Below are 21,148 nucleotides of genomic sequence, written 5' to 3'. Positions count from 1 at the left end.
TCTTTTTTCTTGACGGAGGTTAGTCGTAAGTCGTAAGTCATTTTAGCAGTCATCGATCAGCCATTAGCCATAAGCTTCTATACTTCCCAAAGTAAGTCTTTGCTCTTGCTTCTTTGCTCTTTTTTCTACAAAACCGGGGCGTTCTAAGGGGCTTTACCTTGTTTTTTTAACTATAATGAAATTCGATTAAATCACTTATCACTTTCTCTAGTACTTTTGAGTAGCACTTTACAACTGCGCCTACAGATTGTTGGCAATGATAAATCCGCCTGTCCATGCATTTTGAAAATTAAATCCTCCGGTTATGGCGTCAACATTCAAAATTTCTCCTGCAAAATAAAGGTTGGGCAACAATTTACTTTCCATGGTTTTGAAATTCACTTCTTTCAAATCAATGCCTCCTGCCGTTACAAATTCTTCTTTAAAAGTACTTTTACCATTCACTTGGAATTGACCGTGCGTGAGTTGATCGGCCAATTGTTGGAGTTGTTTGTTGGTTACATCGGCCCATTTTTGTTCGTCTGCAATTCCGGCGGCTTGCACCAAATTGTCCCAAAGTCGGTTGGGTAGGTCTACAGGAGCTTTTCGGGCCACCTTTTTTTTGGATTGTTCCCCTCGAATCGTTTTCAACAAAGCCATACAAGATTCCCGATCTTCCTCGGGGAGCCAATTGATTACAACCGTACATTGGTATTTTTTTTCAGCTAAAATGCGCGCCCCCCAGGCGGATAATCGTAAAATTCCCGGGCCACTCATGCCCCAGTGGGTAATGAGCAACGGTCCTGTGGCGCTGAGTTTTGTGCCTGCAACCGATACGGTAGCCGGTGTCGATAACCCCATGAGGTCTTTGATGCGACTGTCTTTGCAATTGAACGTAAAAAGCGACGGCACTGCCTCAACGATGGTGTGCCCTAATTGCGCCAGTAGTTCCCAAATTTTGGGGTTGCTTCCTGTGGTCATCACCACTTTTTCTGCCGAATAGTGTTCGTTTTGGGTTTCAATTTTCCAATAATTTTCCCCGCGGAATAACGATTGGACACTTTGTTGGGTGAGCACTTGAATGCCCAATTGCCGGGTGGCTTTTAGAAAACAATCTATAATCGTTTCTGAAGAATCGGTGGTGGGAAACATGCGTCCGTCTTCTTCAATTTTTAAGCTAACGCCATGTTGTTCAAACCATGCTATCGTGTCGCCCGAACAGAATTGGTTGAAAGGCCCCAACAATTCTTTTTCCCCGCGAGGATAATTTTTTACCAAATCGCTAGGTACAAAGCAAGCATGGGTAACATTGCAGCGCCCGCCTCCGGAAATACGAACTTTAGACAAGACCTCCTTGCCGCGTTCTAAAATCGCCACTTTCAAATGCGGATGTTTCTCCACCAAATTAATGGCGGTAAAAAATCCAGCAGCGCCACCTCCCACCAAGATCACATCATAGTGCTTCATAAACGATCGGGGAAATCTGAAATGATACCGTCTACTTGCCACGCTTTTAACGTATGTATCCTCTCGGGGTCGTTTACGGTCCAAGGAATAATTTTAATGCCGTGCTGTTGTATCGATTTCACCGCTTCAAAAGTAAGTAATTTATGGTCGGGATGCAGACTGAATGCGCCAATCTTTTGGGCAAATTGAATTGCTGCCTCCAGACTTTCTTCGGTCAAAACGCCCAATCGATAGGGGGGATGTAGGTCTCTAAGGGTTTCCAATATGTGCCAATCAAATGCCGAAAGTATACACTTGGCATTCGCAAACGTATGGGCCTTTACACCTTGTTCAAGGAAATGAAGAACGGGTTGTAATGCCGCTTTTTCTTTGATTTCAATATTGAGCAAACAACGGTGGGCCACAAGGTTGTAGACCGCTTCGAGGGTGGGAATGCCCATTTGTTGTAAATCTGCGCTGTGGTAGTCTTTTACCCAACCCGATGCAGCAGTCGTTCGGTCTAGGGTAGCATCGTGGATCACCATAGCTTGTTGATCAAGGCTTACACGAACATCGAGTTCGATACCTTCCACCCCAAGGGCCAACGCTTTTTCAAACGAAATTAGGGTGTTTTCTGGGGCGTATCCACTTGCCCCGCGATGTCCAATGCGCCACATTAACGAACGAGCGCGTTGGTGCGACGGAAAGCTTCTTCGTCTTTATAATCCAACCAGGCTTGTCCTTTCCGTTTGCGCATCCAGTTGTCGTAATTACGGCGAAGAAATACATTGGTAAACGCTTCCGCAAGATTGCCCGGTTTGTGTGCCAATGAGCGAAGACTCAAAGAGAACCCCGGCGTGAGGTATTTCATATAGTGCCACCACCCTTCGGGCATGTACAACATTTCTCCGTGTTTGAGATGAGTGATGTAGGGTTTTACTTTTTGTAACGCGGGGAATCTTTCGAAATCGGGCCGATCAAAATCAATATCTTCATTGCAAATCCAAGAATAGGGGAGTCGGTACATGTATTTGGATTCCCGCGGATCGACCAGCACGCATTGTTTTTCACCATTGAAATGAAAATGAAAAATGTTGGCCAAGTCAATGTCATAATGCATAAACACTTTCGAATCTTCACCCCCAAAAAAGACTAGGGGAAATCCTTTGAAGAGCCGAACCCCAAAGTCAGGCCATTTGATATCGGCTTTCAATTGGGGCGCATCTTTGAATAAATTGTATAAAAATATACGCAAATCGGTTGGCCCTTTTTCCATGATGTCCAAGTATTCGTTCATGGTCATCGTAAAATCGGGCTCGTTGACTTTTTTGGTATAATCGGTTTTTCGGCTGTCATACAAGGGAACGGTCGTATGTCCCGCTTCTTGACGGATGTACGCTAAATTCCATTTTGAAAAGGCAGGCCAGTCCTCAATTTGGTTGGTGATGACTACGGGTTTTTGTTTGGCGTAGTAATTTTTTAAAAACTCTTCTTTGGTTAACTTTTCAACCCGTTCTATTTCAATATATTCAAATCCCATAGGCGTTCGGATTATAATACAACGCAAAGTTATCGAAATGTTAAATCGAAACTCTTAACGAAATGTGAATTTTACCCACAAAAAAACCGACTAAAAAGTCGGCTTTCTTTACATCTTTTCCAAAAGGACAATCATGTAATCGGTGGTCAAGGTGATTTTTCCCTCGGTTACGGTCGCTATTTTCCCCGAATAGGCATCGCGTAAACGGGTTCCATTGGGGAAGTGTGGTCCCACAGGAATAGTTTTGGTTCCTGTATTGAGTTGTAAACCTACAACCACATGGTCTTCGAACGCTTCTTTTTGAAAACTTCGGCTGAACACATAAGGCGTAGCTGAAATTTGTTGATGCACTCCAGCCCCAATGGCGGGATGGTTTCGTCGGAAGCGGCCGAGTTTTTGCCAATGCTCCAACACCGCCTGACGGTAAATATCGGTACCCATTTCTTTCCAATTCATAAAGGATCGTAAGGTAGCGTCTCCTTGAGTGCCGGGAATGTCGAGCGGACGAACGCTTTCATCCCCATAATAGACTTGAGCGATACCAGGAGCTAGCAGAAGTTTTGTTCCACTTTCAAACGGACGAACTCGTTTTTTGTCAAAAGGCCAACTGTCATCGTGTGAGGAAACGTAGTTCATGACGGTGTATCCTTTTAAATCATTTTGTAAAAGTGAATTGTACTTCGAAAAGAGCGGCTCAAAATCCATATTGGCTTCATTGCGAAAATCAAAGTTTATTAAACCGTCAAAACCATGTTCAAAGTAATTTACTTTTTTATCGCCATAGTCATAATACTGCTTGCCGCCGATGTAATAGCCATAGACTTCACCCACCATAAAGAAGGGATTGTTGTCTAGGACTTTTTTGGGGTTATTTTTTTTATAAGTGGCAAAGGCTTGGTCGCAAACTTTTTTGAAATCGGCCCAAACATCCTCGGTCGTATGCTTGGCTGTATCCACGCGGTAGCCGTCAATTCCAAAATCGGTGATGTAATCGGCGAGCCATTTCATGATGTAATACCGAGGTGCTCGGGGATAGCCCGTTTGTTTGAAAAAAGTATCTAATTCTTTCATCTCTTGTTCGTAACGGCCTTCTTTTTTCCATTTTTCAACCAAAAAAGGAGGAAGTTCGACATTGGCTTTGCTTTCTGTTTTAACATCGGGAAGATTTTCTACCAAGGTACAGTTGATGTTGGAATCATACGAATTGTATTGGCATTTGGGACTCGTACGCACCCAATCGTTGGGATAAACGGAATCCTCAGCCGTAACCGGTCCGGTGTGGTTAATGACGGCGTCCAAAATAATTCGAATACCGCGCGCATGGGCTTTGCTTACCAATTCGGCCAAGTCTTTTCGCGTACCAAAATTGGGGTCAAGTGCCGTCCAATCTCGTGTCCAATACCCATGAAATCCATAGGTGAATCCAGTGCCTTCGTCGACTCCATCATGGATTTGCTCTACAATAGGGGTCATCCAAATGGCATTGATGCCGAGTTTGTCAAAATACCCTTCGTCAATTTTTTGGATTACGCCTCGTAAATCACCGCCTTCAAAACCTCGTAATTTCCCTGTTGGTTTTGTGCGGTTGTACTGTTTGTCATTGGTGCGATCGCCATTGTTGAAACGGTCGGTCAGCAGAAAATAAACATTGGCACTTTCCCAATAAAAAGGGGTTTTCGGTGCGGCGGGTTTGGTTCGGTTTTGCGCCGATGATAATGCGTTGGCCCCAACCAAAAGGGCAAGAGTAAAAAGGATCTTTTTCATAGTTATCGGACAATCGTTAGGCTCGTTTTACTTTGGTTATGTTGGTACAAGAATGTGAGTTTTTTGGTTTTTGCTTCCCATTGAAAAGGGATCGCAAGGCCGTTTTGAGTTATTTTTTTGGGTTTGATGGCCACATTATATAGTGTTATGGTCCCTTTTTTTTCAGAAACGTTTGGCACAGAAGTGATTTCGTTTTGCGAAAAGGTGAGTACAATTTTTTTGTCGTCAGCCATCCAATTGGCGCGAAGCAATTCATGATTTTGGGCGGCTGTATTGGCGTTGGGCGTTGTGCCATCGTCAAAATAGAAGGTGCGTTCAGACACTCCATTTCCGTCTACATAAGCGATAAAATCAAGTGCGTTGTTTTGGTATAAAGTCGTGTTTTGCACCACTGCTGTCATGGGTAGTACCGTGTTTGCGCGAACGAAGGTTGGAATGTACGCTTCGGTTACTTTTACCGTTGTTTTTTTACCGCCAGTAAACTTTTTATGGGTATAAAAATCAAACCAATTTGCCGTTTTAGGGAAGTACACTTCGGTTTGTGTTACGCCAGGATTTACAATGGGTTTGATCAAAAAATCTTTACCCCATAGGTAAGTGTCTGCAACGGTTTGCAGTGATTCATTTTGGGGTTCTTCAAAAAACAACGGACGCATCAAGGGCAATCCCGTGGTGCTGTTTTCGTAAGCTAAGGTATAATTGTAGGGTAATAACTGGTAGCGTAGCTCGACCGATTTTTTGGCTTTGGCTTTGGTAACAATATCTTTTCGCGCCACTTCAGAAGCTACATCATCTTGGGCATGGGGTCGGAAAATGGGATTGAAAACACCATATTGCAACCAGCGGAGATACAATTCGTTATCAAAATAATCGCCAGCAAATCCCCCAAGGTCGCTGTGCATATAGCCTAAACCTTGCATTCCCATTTGAAGGGCAATTTCCATCTGACTCTGTAAACCACCCCACGTACGATTCACATCGCCACTCCACGGAATCATGCCAAAGCGCTGTGAACCCGAATAACCGGCGCGCATGAGGATAAACGGGCGTTGGGATGGAAAATCGTTTTGGTATCCTTCAGCGATGAGTTGCGCCCATCGGTGGCCATAAATGTTGTGTACTTCATCGGCTTTTCCTGCGGCGGTCATCACTTTAGAAGGGAACACTTCGGGTTCGCCCAAATCGCCCCAAATCCCGCCCATACCTTGGTTGATCAGGCGTTTGTAAATTGCCCAAAACCACTCTTTTCCTTCGGGTTTGAAGACATCGACAATGCCTGTATTTCCAAAATAAAAGTCCCAAACCGCTGGGGTTCCATTTTTAAATGTAGCCAATGCTTTTTTATCGACAGTTTCTTGCCATTTTTGGGAGGTCGTTAAAATGAAGGGTTCGGTGATCAATACGGTTTTTACGCCTTTGGCTTTAAGGTCAGCCATCATTTTCTCGGGTTCGGGAAAAGTCTCTTTGTCCCAATCCAAATTACCCATCGTGCCTTTAATGGTTTTACCAAACCAATACAAGTCGAGAATAATTGCATCGACGGGAATTTTATCGGTTTCAAATTTTTGAATCGTTTTTTCTACTTCTTCTTGGGAGCGGTAGCCAAAACGTGAGGCAAAATTTCCCAAAGCCCAGCGCGGGGGCAGGGGTTGACGGCCGGTGAGTTCGGTATAGTTTTGAATCAATTTGGGCCAACTTTCTCCGACGACCACTTGATACGTTTTACGTCCGGAGATGGTTTCGTATTGTAAGGTATTATTTTTTTGGCTGTCCAAATCCAAATGCCCAATGGCGGGATTGTCAAAATGCACTAAATATTGTTTGGAAGAAATGACAATAGGTATACAGAAATTCATCAACTCAGCACGCGTTTCATAACCATAATGGGCACGATTGTAGAGAGCCAAACGATTGCCGCGGCGGTTCATACCCAATGCACGTGCGCCGCCTCCGTATAATTTTTCATCGGCAGTTAGGTTGAAATCCAAGACCTCTGTGGAATCTTTTTTGATATAACCCAAGCGCTCAGAAAGAATTAATTCGTTTTTGGGGGTCAAATATCGGATTTGAAACGGTTGTTTGGTGACCACTACTTTAATTTGAGGGGTGTTGAGGTAGAGTTCATTCCCCGATTCGGTCGCGGTATACGTTGGATTGTGCGCTGACAAAAGCGTGGCATGCGAGATAGGATTAAACGTTTCCCCTGAAGGAATGAACGAGGTCTCAACAATTTGGTCGCTGAGCACCTTGATTTGATAATATCCGTCTGTTACTCCAATTTCTACACCCGAGGTTGTGGACTTGAGGTGTGTAAATTTTCGGTTGGGATTTTGTGCCCATGTCAGACTTACGGTCAAAAAGAAAATAAGTGTCTTTTTCATAGTACGTTTTTTAGCCCCGACCTGCCTAAAACGGCAGGCAAGTAAAGCGGGAAATAGCTCCCCATTATTTTAGTTCCAAAATGAATCCTGATTTGGGTTCGATTTCGATGGGTTTACGAATATCGAATGATTTTTGGGTTAAAATATCTTTTCCTTGCGCATATTTTGCTAGGTTTTCGGCAAATCGCTCCGGACTCACCGTTTGTTTTTCGTTGCTGTTGTTGATGAGCACCATCACGCTTTCGTTTTCGTTATGACGGAAGTAAACATAGACATTGTTTTCGGGAACATAGTGCGTTGTTTTTCCGGTGTGGATTACTTTTTTAGCCTTCCGCCATTGGAATAACTGTGATGTAATTTCAAAATACTTTTGTTGTTCAGGTGTCCGTCCCGCTTGGGTGAAAGCATTTTGTGAATCTCCAGGCCAACCGCCAGGGAAATCTCTTCGGATGTCGCCATCGCCTTTGTTTTTATCGCCTGCCATCCCGATTTCGGACCCATAATACAGTTGCGGTATCCCGCGCATGGTGGCAAGGAGCATCATGGTAAGTTTGTATTTTTCAAATTCAGGGTAGAATTGATTGAGTCGCTGGGTATCGTGATTTTCAGCGAAAATGAGAAGATTGTTGATGTCGGGATACAAAAAGTCGCTGGCAAGACTGTTGTACACCCGAACGATCCCTTTTTGCCACTCGCTTTTGTCTTCGTGGAGTACTCCTTCGTTGAGAATGCTTTGAAGCATAAAATCCATGACGGAGGGCAGGTGCGAATTGTAGCTCTGAATCGCGGCCACTTTACTATCTTTTTGCCAGTAGGCGATTTGTGCCGTGCTGTACAACCACGCTTCCCCTACGATGTTAAAATTGGGGTATTCATCCATAATGGCTTTGGTCCAGGTTGCAATTGCATTTTTATCGGCATAAGGATAGGTGTCCACACGGAAACCATCAAGGTCGGCGTATTCAATCCACCACAGCGCGTTTTGAATCAAATAATTTAGCACCAAAGGATTTGATTGATTGAGGTCGGGCATCGATTTAACAAACCATCCGTCCATACAGATTTTGGCATCCAAAGCCGAAGCATTGGGGTCAAATTGCGTCGTCATGCGGTAGGTTGTTTGTTTGTAACCTGGAAATTGGTGGATCCAATCGTAGGTAGGTAGATCGTCCATCATCCAATGTTTGTAGCCCCAATGGTTGGTGACATAATCTTTGATAAGTTTCATGTTGCGTTTGTGCAATTCGTTACTCAAGCGTACATAATCTTCGTTGGTGCCGAAACGTTCATCAATTTTATATACATCGGATTGGCCGTAGGTATGATAAGAACCCTTCTCGTCATTGTCTTCACAAAGCGGCGTGGGCCAAATGGCTGTTGCACCTAGCTCTTGCAAGTAATCTAAATGTTGGATCATACCTTCGATATCACCTCCATGACGTCCGTCTTTGTTGGTGCGATCGGCTTTTTCGATGAGGTTGGGCGAAGAATCGTTGTTGGGATTCCCATTGGCAAAACGATCAGACATGATGAGGTAAATCATATCGGAGCTATCAAAACCTTTTCGCAATGCGGAATCCTTTTTACGGGCTTTGAGGGTGTAGTTTTGGGTAAATGATTTTTTCCCGTTTTTGAAAGTGAAAACGAAAGTTCCGGGCGCTACATTTTTGGTGTCGATGGTCACAAAAAGGTAATTCGGATTTTCGGTTTTTTGTACGTTTTTGATGATGAGGTTGGTTGCACTCACTTCATTTTGGGCGATGTTTTTGCCATAGAACATAATTTGCACATCAGCATGGTTCATGTCGCTGTACCAAAATGGGGGTTCGATGCGTGTGATCTGTGCAATGCTTGAAATGGAGAGGAACAAGAAAAAAATAAGCTTTTTCATTTTTAAACATTAAGAGTTTTAGATGTATTTAAGATTCATTAAGCGCATGAAAATGTTCATTAACGAATGGTTTAGTTGACTTTGTTATATTTTTTGTAAAAAAATTAATTAATAAACCTTGGGGTTTCTTCATTAATCTCATATAAGTTAACAGTTGCGCTTCATGAATTGGCAAAATGCTTTCAACACTTTTAACTTCAACAATAACGGTGTCGTTAACAAGTAGGTCCAGTCTTAATTCACTATTTATGATGCAATTTCTGTATTCAATTTGAAACGTTTTTTGCGTCTCTACTTGATACCCTTTGAAGCTTAACTCTTCCCTGAGGCACTTTTCATAAACACTTTCCAGTAAACCTGGTCCTAATACTTTGTGGACAGTAATTGCACAACCCACAATTGCATAACTTAGCTGAGTAACCTCTTTTTTTGTCATTCTTTGGCGTTTAAATGATGTGAATGGAATTGATGTAAAAAAGAAGTTAAGGTAATAAATTGCTCATAAATTCCTTAACTTCTTAATTGTCTTAATGGTTCAAAATTTTATACAGTCACTAACCCATTAGGTTCCACGAGTATTTCTTTTCCAAAGACATACACGCGAATGGGTTCGTTGCCTTCTAATGCAAATTGGGTTTCGTTTTGACCAATGCTCACTTTCAAAATTTGATTTCTGAAATTGATTTTGAACGAATAGGCTTCCCATTGTGCAGGAATGCGTGGTTCGAAATGTAAGGCGTTGTCGCGCACACGCATACCGCCGAATCCTTCTACAATACTCATCCAAGTTCCTGCCATGGAAGTAATGTGTAACCCTTCTTCCACTTCTTTATTGTAATCGTCCAAGTCCAAACGCGAAGTGCGCAAGTAGAACGTATAGGCTTGTTCCATACGACCTAATACAGCGGCTTGAATGGAGTGCACGCAAGGGGAAAGCGAACTTTCATGAACCGTAAAGGGTTCGTAAAAGTCAAAATGTTTGGCCAATTCCTCTTTGGTAAAATGATCTTCAAAGAAATAAAACCCTTGTAGCGTATCGGCTTGTTTGATATAGGGCGAACGTAAGATGCGATCCCAAGACCATTTCTGATTGATAGGGCGCTGACTCTTGTCGAGGTCGGCTACGGTGATGAGTTCTTTATCTAAGAAACCGTCTTGTTGCAAGTAAACGCCATGCTCTTCCGAATAGGGGAAGTACATGTTGTCGGCTACCTTTTGCATAGCGGCACGTTCTTCGTCACTCAATTGAACTTTGGCCATGATACGGTTGTAATCCGCAGGGTACTCCGCTTTTACACGGTCGGTTTGTTCTAGCGCATAATCGATACACCATTTGGCAATATAGTTGGTGTACCAGTTATTGTTGACATTATTTTCATATTCATTCGGACCCGTAACTCCCAAAATCACGTATTGGTTGCGGTAGGTAGAGAAAGTTGAACGTTGATGCCAGAAGCGGGCGATGCCTAAAAGCACTTCCAAACCTTTTTCGGGAATGTAACTGTAATCCCCGGTAAAACGGTAGTAGTTGAAAATGGCGAAAGCGATGGCGCCGTTGCGGTGAATTTCTTCAAACGTAATTTCCCACTCGTTGTGGCACTCTTCCCCGTTCATGGTGACCATTGGGTAGAGGGCAGCTCCGTTAGTGAAACCGAGTTTACCTGCATTTTCAATGGCGCGGTCGAGTTGGTTGTAGCGGTAGGCTAATAAATTTCGGGCGACTTGTTGGTCTTTGGTCGCCATGTAAAACGGAATACAATACGCTTCCGTATCCCAATAGGTGGAACCCCCGTATTTTTCACCGGTAAATCCTTTGGGGCCAATATTCAAACGAGAATCTTTTCCTAGATAGGTTTGATTCAATTGGAAAATGTTGAAGCGAATACCTTGTTGGGCTTTCACGTCGCCGTCAATGGTGATGTCGCTCATTTCCCAGATACGCGCCCAAGCTTCTTTTTGCAGGGATTCGTAAGCTTCAAATCCGTGTGCCAAGGCTTGATCGATTACATTTTCAGCGGCAACTTGAGTATTGTCATGATTCATAGACACGGTGTACCCTCCAATTTTCTGGATGGCAGCGGTTTGACCTTGCGGGCAAGTGATCGCATAGGAAAAAGCGACATGATCTTCAGTTTTTGTAGCTTGTGGTGTGCTATTTTGTGGTGTGCCTTCAAGCAAAATAGTGTTGTGCATGAAGGTTGTTGCTGTAAAATGCGTTTTAAACGTACGCGCGGTTACAAATCCACGGTTATTGTGATGGTGAACATCCAAAGGTTCCCAGAATTTTTCTTCCCAGTTGGCATCTTCATTGTGAACACCCGCATCCAAATAGGGTTTGAATACGATAGCGGCGTCTTTGTTTAGCGGTTTGATTTGGTAGTTGATGAATCCGGCTTCGTCAAGATCAAGCGAAAGGAAGCGACGAACGTTGACTTCGATCTCGGTTCCATTTTGTAGCGTCGCTTGAAATGTACGGGAATAGATGCCTTCCTTCATGTTGAGTTCACGACGGAAATGCGAAACTTGAGTACATTTTGCCAAGTCCAATTCTTCCCCATTTATTTCGATATTGATACCGATCCAATTGGGGGCGTTTAATACTTTAGCAAAGTATTCGGGATAGCCGTTTTTCCACCAACCCACTTTGGTTTTGTCGGGGTAATAAACTCCAGCAATATAACTTCCTTGAAATGTTTTTCCAGAATAGTACTCTTCAAAATTAGCCCGTTGGCCCATAGCACCATTCCCGATGCTAAACAAACTTTCCGATGATTTTACGCGTTCGGCATCAAATCCTTCTTCAATAATACACCAGTTGTCTGGTTTGATATAATCCTGATTCATTGTATTGGTTTTTGATTAAGGTTTTGGGTAGAAACCCTAATAATCTTCTATTTTCTAGTTGAGGAGCGATTCAATAAAAGAAGGCTCAATAAAGGTAAAGTCTTTGAAATGGTAGTGGGCTTCTTTTAAAATAGCGGGATCCCCAATACCGATGCTGGTCATGTGAGCGATGTTTGCGGCTTGAATACCCGCGACACTATCTTCAAAAACAATAGAATTTTCATTGGTTACGCCAAGTAAACGGGCGGCTCGAACGAAAACTTCGGGATCGGGTTTGGCGTTGGTTACGTCATTCCCGTCTACAATCGCATCGAAAAAAGGCATGATATTGACTTTTTCCAAAATAGGTCGCGCATTTTTACTGGCAGAACCTAAAGCAATAAAGTGACCTTGGCTTCGAATGTATTCCAAGACAGGGAGCACTCCGGGTAAAATTTCATCCTCATCCATATTTTCGATGTAGGACAAATAATCTTGATTTTTTTTGATGAGCCAACGCTCTTTTTCTTCGTCGGTGGCGGTCAAGTTTCCGAGTCCAAGAATAATCTCCAGAGAGCGTACTCGACTCACGCCTTTAAGCTCTTCGTTGTGTTCGGGCGTAAATTCGATGCCGAGTTCTTGGGCCAGTTTTTGCCAAGCGAGAAAATGATATTTCGCCGTATCGACAATTACCCCGTCAAGGTCGAAAATGAAAGCTTTCTTACTCATTGATGTTTATTTTACTGCTTGTCGTTACGGTTAATGTTAAAAATCCAGCTAAAATCATGGAAACACCCCCAATGATTAGAGCGTAAATAGGTTCGTTGTTGAAAAATGTTTTCACTAAAAACCCTAAAATTGTTCCGGCTACAATTTGAGGAATTACTACAAAAAAGTTGAAAACTCCCATGTAATATCCCATCTTTTGTGCAGGTAATGCCCCTGAAAGCATCGCATAAGGGATGGAAAGAATACTAGCCCATGCAATTCCCACGCCAATCATGGCTAGAAGTAATCCTACTTTGTCGGAGAGGAAATAAATGGAGATGAGTCCGAATCCACCAAAAACGAGGGCCAACATGTGGGTAAATTTGTTGCTTGTTCTTTTTGCCAATACGGGAAGTAAAAAAGCAACTGCTGCCGCTACCCCATTGTATACGGTAAACATTACAGAAACCCAGTCGGCTGCATCATTGTAAATCTTTGATTTCGCATCTGTGGTTCCAAAAACATGACCTGTGACAGCGTTGGTGGTATAAATCCACATCGAGAACAACGCAAACCAAGAGAAAAATTGAACCCAAGCCAATTGTTTCATCGTTTTGGGCATATTGAGTAAATCGGTAATAATAGTCGTAAAACCGTTATTGATTTGTTTTTTACGCAAGAGGGAAACCAACATAAAGAGCACCCCAGCGGTCAAAATTCCAATCGACAAAATGTACAGTTCTTTGTGACTGTCTTTGGTTGTTTGGTTTAAATCATGCACAAAATAGGTAAGTAGCGACCCAATAACGGTAAGTACAAATCCTATAGTGCGTTGGCGCGACTCGCTACACGTTTTTTCAAGAGATACGTCACTGTGGTTTTCACTTCCTTTTTCAAAGGCATGAAGTTCTTCGGGGCTGTATTCTTTAGAACGAATAACAGTCCAAAGCACGGCAAGTAAAAAGACAATCCCGCCTATGTAAAACGACCATTTCACAGAGGGAGGAATGATGCCTTCTGGAGCTGTGTTGGCTACATCAAACCAATTGGTAAAAATGTAAGGAAGAGCCGATCCTACTACTGCACCTAGTCCAATGAAAAAGCTTTGCATTGAGAAGCCCAATGTGCGTTGTTGTTCGGATAGGTTATCGCCCACAAATGCACGAAAAGGTTCCATAGAAATGTTAATGGAGGAATCCATAATCCACAAGGTTCCAATCGCGACCCAGAGCGACGGAGAATTGGGCATAAAAAGTAAAGCGATAGAAGAGAGGATAGCCCCAACTAGGAAATAAGGTCTTCTACGGCCTAAACGCGTCCAAGTTCGGTCTGAAAAATATCCCACAATGGGTTGAATGATCAAACCCGTGAGCGGGGCAGCCAACCAATAAAGACCAATTTTATCTACTTCGGCACCTAACGTGTCAAAAATTCGTGAAGTGTTTGCATTTTGTAGGGCAAAACCAAACTGAATCCCTAGGAAACCAAAACTCATGTTCCAAATTTCCCAGAAACCTAACTTACGCTTTTCCATTATCGTGTAACGTATTGATTACTAAAACGATAAGCATAAAAAGCTTATCAAAACTTACTCAATTTTCGAAGTACAAGTAAGCGTTTGATTCGGTAAAGATAATAAAGTTTTGAAACTCGTAATTTTTTACCCCATTTTTTTATGAAAACAGGGTAGCGAAAACGTTTTTTGTTGAAAAAAATAAAATTTATCGGGTAGATTCACGTTCCACCAACGCCGTTTCAATGACTTCTGTTTTGTAGTGTTCTTCGATTTCCATTTCCTCATTTTCGAGGCGATCGATGAGCATTTTGGCGGCTTTTTCACCCATTTTTACTCCATTCTGACTTACGGTAGAAATGCTAGGAGTGGAGTATTTCGAAATGATGCCGTCGGTGAATCCAATAATAGAAATATCAGTTGGTATTTTAAGTCCAAGTTTCCCAGCTATTTTAATGGCAGTAACGGCAAAAATTTCGTTTACAGCAAAAATAGCTTCCGGTTTTTGGTCTCGAATTAAGGCTTCTATTTGGGCATCAAAGTTATCGGTGTCTTCAATTTTTAAAATCAAATTAGGGTCGACTTTCAAATCGTGATCCATCATGGCTTTGGTATAGCCATCGGTACGTAATTTACCAACACTCACATAATCTACCGTGGTGATTAAGGCAATTTTTTTGTACCCTTTATTGATAAAAAAACGGGTGGCGTTGTAAGCTGCTAAATTGTCGTCAATGATTACTTTATCACACAATATATCATTGGTTACGCGATCAAACATCACTACGGGCATTCCTTGATTGATAACTTCGGTGATGTGGTGAAAGTCCCTTCTTTGTTGCGTTTCTTTGGAAAGTGACATGATAAAACCATCAATACTTCCGCCCGCCAACATTTCCATGTTGATGACTTCTTTGTCAAACGATTCGTCCGACAAACAAACTAGAACGTTGTACCCATTTTCGTTGGCCACATGTTCAACACCGCTGATTACGGTAGCAAAAAAATGGTGGATAATCTCTGGAATAATGATGCAAATTGTTTTTGTTTTTTTGTTCTTGAGACTAAGGGCGATATTGTTGGGTTTGTAGTTGTATAATTTGGCAAAAGCTTGCACTTTCTGTCGCGTATCTTCGCTTATTTCAGGGCTGTCGCGTAACGATTTAGAAACGGTTGATATGGATACATCCAATTCTTTAGCAATTTGCTTGAGCGTTACTTTTCTTTTCATGTCAATTTTTTGTATGCTGTTTAATTGCGAATAAAGGTAGCTTAAATTTTTTAGTCTATCAATTTTATCCTTAATTTTATGGTGCATTCTGAAAGTTTTCAACACGAAAACGTTTTCGGGAGGGGTATATTAAGGTGTCATTTTTTTAAACTAAAAATTATCCTAAATTTAACGCTTCGAAGTGCAAGTACAAGCAAAAAAACAAATTATTAACCTAAACAAAATGTATGAAAACAATTTATAACAAGTTGTTGTTTTTCTTGCTCCTTTTGCCGCTTTCCGTTTTGGCTCAAGCGACATTGGAGGGTAAGGTTGTGGATTCTAAATCCAACCAACCCCTTCCGGGAGTTAATGTGGTCGTCCAAGGCACACAGTCGGGGGTTTCCACAGACCTAGATGGTAATTTTAAAATCGGTAGACTAAAAAATGGAGATGTTTTGGTCTTCTCGTTTGTCGGTTACAAAAATCAGACCATCGAATTCAAAGGTCAAAAAAGTGTATCCATTTCCTTGGAAGAGGATTCAAGCACACTGCAAGAAGTAGTGGTCCAAGTGGGGTACGGTTCTGTGAAGAAAAAGGATGCCACGGGAGCGGTATCTGTTTTAGGAGTGAAAGACTTCAACAAAGGAGCGATGGTTTCTACCGACAACCTTCTTCAAGGTCGTGTGGCGGGGGTTACTATCAACGCTGGAGGTGGAGCACCTGGAACAAATCCAGTAATTCGTATCCGTGGGGGTTCGTCGCTTAATGCTTCCAATGACCCCTTGATTGTAGTAGACAACTTTCCAATTTCGAATGCTACAAACACAGGTTCTACCTCGTTCTTAGCGTCTCTTAACCCGAATGACATCGAAAGTATTTCGGTGTTGAAAGATGCTTCGGCTACCGCGATTTACGGTTCGCGTGCTTCCAACGGGGTGATTTTGATTACTACTAAAAAAGGTGGAAAAAAATTATCGGTGGATTTTAATTCACAATACGGTTCAGGTTCGCTTGTACGTAAAGTAGATGTTTTCAATGCCAATGAGTTCCGTAATTTAGTAGCGGCTCAATTCCCTGGCGAAGTAGGTAAACTAGGTACAGCAAATACCGATTGGCAAGATGAAATCTACAGAAGAACAGACTTCATTGACTCCAACTTATCCTTACGCGGTAATTTATTTGGAAAAGTTCCTTCGCGTTTGTCGATAGGGAATACCTATCAAGAAGGGTTACGTTTAACCAATAAATTCAACCGTAATACGATCTCTACTACATTGATGCCAAGTTTCTTTAATGATCATTTGAAGATTCGTGTGAATGCCAACTATACTATGGAGAACAACCGATTTGCGGATGGGGTAGAAGGTTCAGCCATTACGTTTGACCCAACCCAGCCTGTATATGATGCGGCTTCTCCTTTTGGAGGATTCTTTGAGTACCGTAATGGAAACTTGTTGACTCCAAACGTGCAACGCAACCCTGTGGCGCAATTGATGATGACCTACGACACGGGTTCAAATCACCGTATCTTTGGTAATGTGGAAACTGAATACAAGTTTCATTTCTTCCCAAGCATGAAAGCGGTTGTGAATGTTGGTTTTGATGAATCGAATGGAGAGCGTACCCGTTTAGTGGGATCTAATGCTGCTTCAGGTCCAAGCAACAACAACATTCCTTATGGAACAAATGAATTTGCAGAGCGTACAATCCGCACTAAATTATTTGATTCCTATTTAGCATACAATAAAAAAATCAACGATTTAAACATTGATGCGCAAGCGGGGTATTCGTACCAAATTTATGAATCCTCTCAGTTCTTTACACGTAATATTTTACAACCCAACTACGCTTCGATTGGTGCTGAAAATGATATTGAGACCGATAACGTGTTGATTGGTTTGTTTGCTCGTGCAATTTTAAACTACAAAGACAAGTATTTGTTTACGGCGAACTTCCGTCGTGACGGGTCTTCTCGTTTTTCGGAGTCTAACCGTTGGTTAAATACACCTGGTTTGGCTTTTGCATGGAAAATGAAAGAAGATTTCTTCCAATCGTACAGCAAACTTTCTGATTTGAAATTGCGTTTGGGATGGGGGATTACTGGTCAACAAAATATTGATGATGTTGAGGCAAGAAACTATTATTTACAGCAATTTGCCATTGGTAACAATACCAATCAAATTTTCTTCGGGAACAATACAGTGCCAATTGCTATCTCAAGACCGTTCAACCCTGATTTAAAATGGGAACAAACGACAACTTACAACGTCGGTTTGGATTACGGGTTCTTTAATAACCGTTTGAATGGTGCGATTGACGTGTTTTACAAGAAAACCGATGATTTGTTATCACGTGTAGCCTTTGCTGATGGGTCTAACTTTACAAACGTGGGTTGGGCTAACATCGGAAGCTTCTCTACCAAAGGGATTGAAGTGGCCGTGAATTATGATGTAATTAAAGGCAATAACTTGAATTGGAATTTGGCTTTCAACGTGTCAACATTTGAGCGTACCATTGAAACATTGTCGTCTGGATTTGATGTGTTGTATGGTGATGCTGGAGCGGGGACAGGAAGTACGGCTTTAATTAACCGTGTAGATTACACTCCTGGTTCTTTCTTTGTGTACAAGCAGTTGTATGACGGAGCGGGACGTCCAATTGAAGGGGCTTATGCCGACTTAAATGGCGATGGTATCATCAATGGAGATGACCGTTACATTTATATGAATGGCGATCCAGATGTAACTTTTGGTTTGGCATCTACATTCAACTACAAAAACTTTGATTTCAATTTCAACATGCGTGCAAGCTTAGGAAACCGTGTGTACAATGCGGTGAATGCTACCCGTGCGCAATACAATTTAATTCGTAACAACGGAGTGTTGTCCAACCTTCCTAACAACGTACAGTCTACTGATTTTACCAATACACCTGATGTATTTTTATCAGATTTGTACGTAGAGAATGGATCGTTCTTGCGTATGGACAACATTACTATGGGGTATACTTTCCCAAAATGGTTGGATGGTAAAGCTAGCTTACGTGTATTTACAGGGATGCAAAATGCATTTATCATTACCAAGTACAGCGGGATTGATCCTGAAATCAATGGAGGTATTGACAATACCATCTATCCACGTCAACGCACCCTATTGTTTGGTGTGAACATGAAGTTTTAAAAAAAATGTGATATGAAAAATATGTTTAAAAAATCGATTTATCTGTTAGGTTTATCGCTGGCGCTAACATCCTGTACTAAAGATTTGGATGTATTGCCTGAAGATGATGATATCTTCACAGCGGAGGCATTTTACAGTCAGCCAGGGGCTTACGAGCGTGCTTTGGCTGGGGTGTATGGAAATTTATCCTTGACAGGAACTCAAGATGCAGGATCATCATTTCTTCAAGGAATTGACGCGGGAACGAGTCAGTACGGCCGTTGTTTGTGGTATTTGCAAAATTTAACCACCGACGAGGTAATCTGGAGTTATGAAAATGACCCTGGAACGCGTGAATTACAACGTACAATTTGGACAGCAAACAACCCAATTTTCTTAGGTATGTTCAGCCGTACTATGGCTGAGGTTGCTTTGGCAAATGAGTTTCTACGTCAGTCAACGCCTGCTAAGTTAAGCTCTCGTGGTGTTACCGATGCTACACAGTTAAGTAATATTGCCACGTACCGTCAAGAAGTTCGTGTTCTACGTGCATTAGCTTACTACAACATGATGGACTTGTTCGGAAAAGCGCCTTTTGTTACGGAGAATGATCCTTTAAACTTTAGAGGACCTGAGTACAACCGTCAACAATTGTTTACGTATATCGAGAATGAGTTGAACGCGGTTATTCCAGACTTAAAAGCGCCTCGTACAAATGTATACGGACGTTTGGATCAAGCGATGGCTCGTATGATTTTGGCTAAAATGTACCTCAATGCGGAAGTATTTATTGGTACACCAAAGTATACGGAGTGTGTAGCGCAATTAAACCAAGTTATCGGTGCAGGATATACGCTAAGTTCAAACTACTTTAACAACTTTACTGCCGACAACCACATTTCTCCTGAAATGATTTTCTCTTTACAATCGGATGGTGTTGTTACACAAAACTTTGGTCCTACCACTGTTATGATTAACGGTCAAGTAGGATCTATGGAATCCAACGGTGTTTCGCTAGGTGTTGGTGCCGGCGGATGGGGAGGAGCTCTACGTTTACGTAAGCAATTTGTACAAAAGTTTGAAGGTTCAGCCTTTGCATCTGATGCTCGTAAGAGTGCTATTTTACCAGGTTCACGTAACATTGAAATTACCGATATCGCAAACCGCGATCAAGGGTATATCTTAGCGAAATACAAAAACGTATCTTCTACGGGAGTAGCTGGACCTAATTCTACTTTTGTAGATACTGATTTCCCCTTGTTCCGTTTGGCTGATGCGTATTTAATGTATGCTGAGTGTGCTGTTCGTGGCGCTTCAGGAGCTACATTGGCTCAAGCGGTAACGTATGTAAACGCTTTACGCGAAAGAGCAAACAATGGAAATTCAAGTGCGAATATTAGTGCGGCTGATTTGACGTTAGACTTTATCTTGGATGAGCGTTCTCGTGAGCTACACTGGGAAGGTCACCGTCGTCAAGACTTAATTCGTTTTAACAAATTTACAGGAGGAAGCTACAATTGGGCATGGAAAGGAAATGGAGTGAATGGTATCGCTATTTCCAACAACTTAAAAGTATTCCCAATTCCAACCAATTCTATTGCAGCTAACCCCAACTTAACACAGAATCCAGGTTATTAATCCAATACAATTAAATAATTTTGAAAATGAAAAAAATAGTTAAACCCATACTAGCTTTTGCTCTTTTATTCGGAGCAGCTTCGTGTACCGATGAGCAGGATTTAATTTTTACAACACCTCCTGCTGAATTTAAAATTCTTTCTCCACAATCCGGTGAATCAGTAGTTTTATCTCCTGATACACCGCTTAACCCAGGTTTAGCTTTGACTTGGGAAGATGCTGATTATGGTGCTGAGACTCAAGTTAACTACACTATCCAAGTGGATAAAAGTGGTGATAACTTCGATACTCCTCTAGATGTTACTTCTACTACAACTACTTTTGCCACCATCAACTCTGATGTGTTGAACGGTGCTTCTGTAGCTTCAGGTTTAACCCCTTTTACACAAGGAGGATTAGAAGTTCGTATCAAATCAACAATTGGAACTACAGGTAGTGAGGCTAAATATTCAGATGTTATCACGTATTTAGTGACGCCTTACTCTACTGAATTACCAAAATTAGCTGTTCCTGGAAACCACCAAGGATGGAATCCACCTACAGCACCAAGAATTGCTGCTTCTGCATTCGGTCAAACCGATTATGAAGGATATGTTTGGTTAGATGGAGGATACAAATTTGTTGCTCCTGACGCCGCTGGTAACTTCAACTGGGGGAACACCGATTGGGGAGATGATGGATCTTTCTCAGGTGTTTTAGTTGCTACAGGAGAGTCTGATTGTACAGCTGCTGCAGGGTACTACAGAGTACAAGCAAATACAACTACTTTGGCTTATACAGTTACTCCTACAACTTGGGGAATCATTGGTTCTGCTACACCAGGTGGATGGGATAACAGTACGCCATTAACCTATAATGCAACTACCAAAAAATGGACAGGAACTGTAGTATTAACCGCTGCTGAGTTGAAGTTTAGAGCAAACAATGCATGGACAATCAATTTAGGTGGTGATGGAAATGATGATGGTTCTATGGATTATGATGGACCAAATATTGCTTCTCCAGGAGCTGGTACTTATTTAGTAGAGTTGGATTTATCTAACCCAAGAAAATATTCGTACACCTTAACTGCACAATAATAAACCCTAAAGCAA

14 protein-coding genes are annotated in these 21,148 nt (G+C 42.0%); 3 read left to right on the top strand and 11 right to left on the bottom strand.

Annotated elements, in window-relative coordinates; translation table 11 throughout:
* Nucleotides 1–240 precede the first annotated feature (240 nt).
* The 11 genes from BUC17_RS03460 to BUC17_RS03410 form a co-directional block, all read right to left on the bottom strand.
* Nucleotides 241–1,446: a BaiN/RdsA family NAD(P)/FAD-dependent oxidoreductase gene (locus tag BUC17_RS03460; RefSeq protein ID WP_073361631.1), complete on the bottom strand. Its 1,206-nt coding sequence runs from the start codon at nt 1,444–1,446 to the stop codon at nt 241–243.
* Nucleotides 1,443–2,102, bottom strand: coding sequence for a glycerophosphodiester phosphodiesterase (locus tag BUC17_RS03455; protein WP_073361629.1), 660 nt, complete (start codon nt 2,100–2,102; stop codon nt 1,443–1,445). Before BUC17_RS03455 ends, BUC17_RS03460 begins: the two co-directional genes overlap by 4 nt.
* A complete protein-coding gene (locus BUC17_RS03450) occupies nt 2,102–2,965 on the bottom strand; it encodes a cupin-like domain-containing protein (protein ID WP_073361627.1) in 864 nt (287 codons plus the stop codon). The genes BUC17_RS03455 and BUC17_RS03450 overlap by 1 nt, the downstream gene beginning before the upstream one ends.
* A 108-nt stretch (nt 2,966–3,073) precedes the next feature.
* Entirely contained in the window at nt 3,074–4,729 is a 1,656-nt protein-coding gene (locus BUC17_RS03445; RefSeq protein ID WP_073361625.1) for an alpha-amylase family glycosyl hydrolase, read from the bottom strand.
* Nucleotides 4,730–4,731: 2 nt separating this feature from the next.
* Nucleotides 4,732–7,110 carry a glycoside hydrolase family 31 protein gene (locus BUC17_RS03440; protein WP_073361623.1) on the bottom strand — a complete coding sequence of 793 codons (2,379 nt, stop codon included), beginning with the start codon at nt 7,108–7,110 and terminating at the stop codon, nt 4,732–4,734.
* A gap of 64 nt (nt 7,111–7,174) precedes the next feature.
* Entirely contained in the window at nt 7,175–9,001 is a 1,827-nt protein-coding gene (locus BUC17_RS03435) for a glycoside hydrolase family 13 protein (RefSeq protein WP_073361621.1), read from the bottom strand.
* A gap of 28 nt (nt 9,002–9,029) precedes the next feature.
* Complete coding sequence (locus BUC17_RS03430; RefSeq protein WP_073361619.1) at nt 9,030–9,437, bottom strand: GxxExxY protein; 408 nt, start codon at nt 9,435–9,437, stop codon at nt 9,030–9,032.
* A 107-nt stretch (nt 9,438–9,544) separates the two neighbouring features.
* A complete protein-coding gene (locus BUC17_RS03425) occupies nt 9,545–11,845 on the bottom strand; it encodes a glycoside hydrolase family 65 protein (protein WP_073361617.1) in 2,301 nt (766 codons plus the stop codon).
* Between the two features lie 54 nt (nt 11,846–11,899).
* A complete protein-coding gene (pgmB, locus tag BUC17_RS03420) occupies nt 11,900–12,553 on the bottom strand; it encodes a beta-phosphoglucomutase (RefSeq protein WP_073361615.1) in 654 nt (217 codons plus the stop codon).
* Nucleotides 12,546–14,066, bottom strand: coding sequence for an MFS transporter (locus BUC17_RS03415; protein ID WP_073361613.1), 1,521 nt, complete (start codon nt 14,064–14,066; stop codon nt 12,546–12,548). The genes pgmB and BUC17_RS03415 overlap by 8 nt, the downstream gene beginning before the upstream one ends.
* Before the next feature lie 187 nt (nt 14,067–14,253).
* Nucleotides 14,254–15,276 (bottom strand): LacI family DNA-binding transcriptional regulator, encoded by a 1,023-nt coding sequence (locus BUC17_RS03410; protein WP_073361679.1) that lies wholly within the window; start codon nt 15,274–15,276, stop codon nt 14,254–14,256.
* Nucleotides 15,277–15,503: 227 nt separating this feature from the next.
* Here BUC17_RS03410 and BUC17_RS03405 point away from each other — a divergent pair, with 227 nt between their 5' ends.
* The 3 genes from BUC17_RS03405 to BUC17_RS03395 are packed head-to-tail and all read left to right on the top strand — an operon-like array spanning nt 15,504 to nt 21,133.
* On the top strand, nt 15,504–18,437 hold the full coding sequence (locus BUC17_RS03405; RefSeq protein WP_073361611.1) for a SusC/RagA family TonB-linked outer membrane protein: 2,934 nt from the start codon (nt 15,504–15,506) through the stop codon (nt 18,435–18,437).
* Between the two features lie 12 nt (nt 18,438–18,449).
* The gene (locus tag BUC17_RS03400) at nt 18,450–20,054 is read left to right on the top strand and encodes a RagB/SusD family nutrient uptake outer membrane protein (protein ID WP_073361609.1); all 1,605 of its coding nucleotides are present in this window, start codon (nt 18,450–18,452) and stop codon (nt 20,052–20,054) included.
* A gap of 26 nt (nt 20,055–20,080) precedes the next feature.
* Complete coding sequence (locus BUC17_RS03395) at nt 20,081–21,133, top strand: SusE domain-containing protein (RefSeq protein ID WP_073361607.1); 1,053 nt, start codon at nt 20,081–20,083, stop codon at nt 21,131–21,133.
* The last annotated feature ends 15 nt before the right edge of the window (nt 21,134–21,148 follow it).

The organism is Flavobacterium fontis (assembly GCF_900129405.1).
GTDB lineage: Bacteria > Bacteroidota > Bacteroidia > Flavobacteriales > Flavobacteriaceae > Flavobacterium > Flavobacterium fontis.
This window is presented reverse-complemented; position numbering and strand designations above follow the sequence as displayed.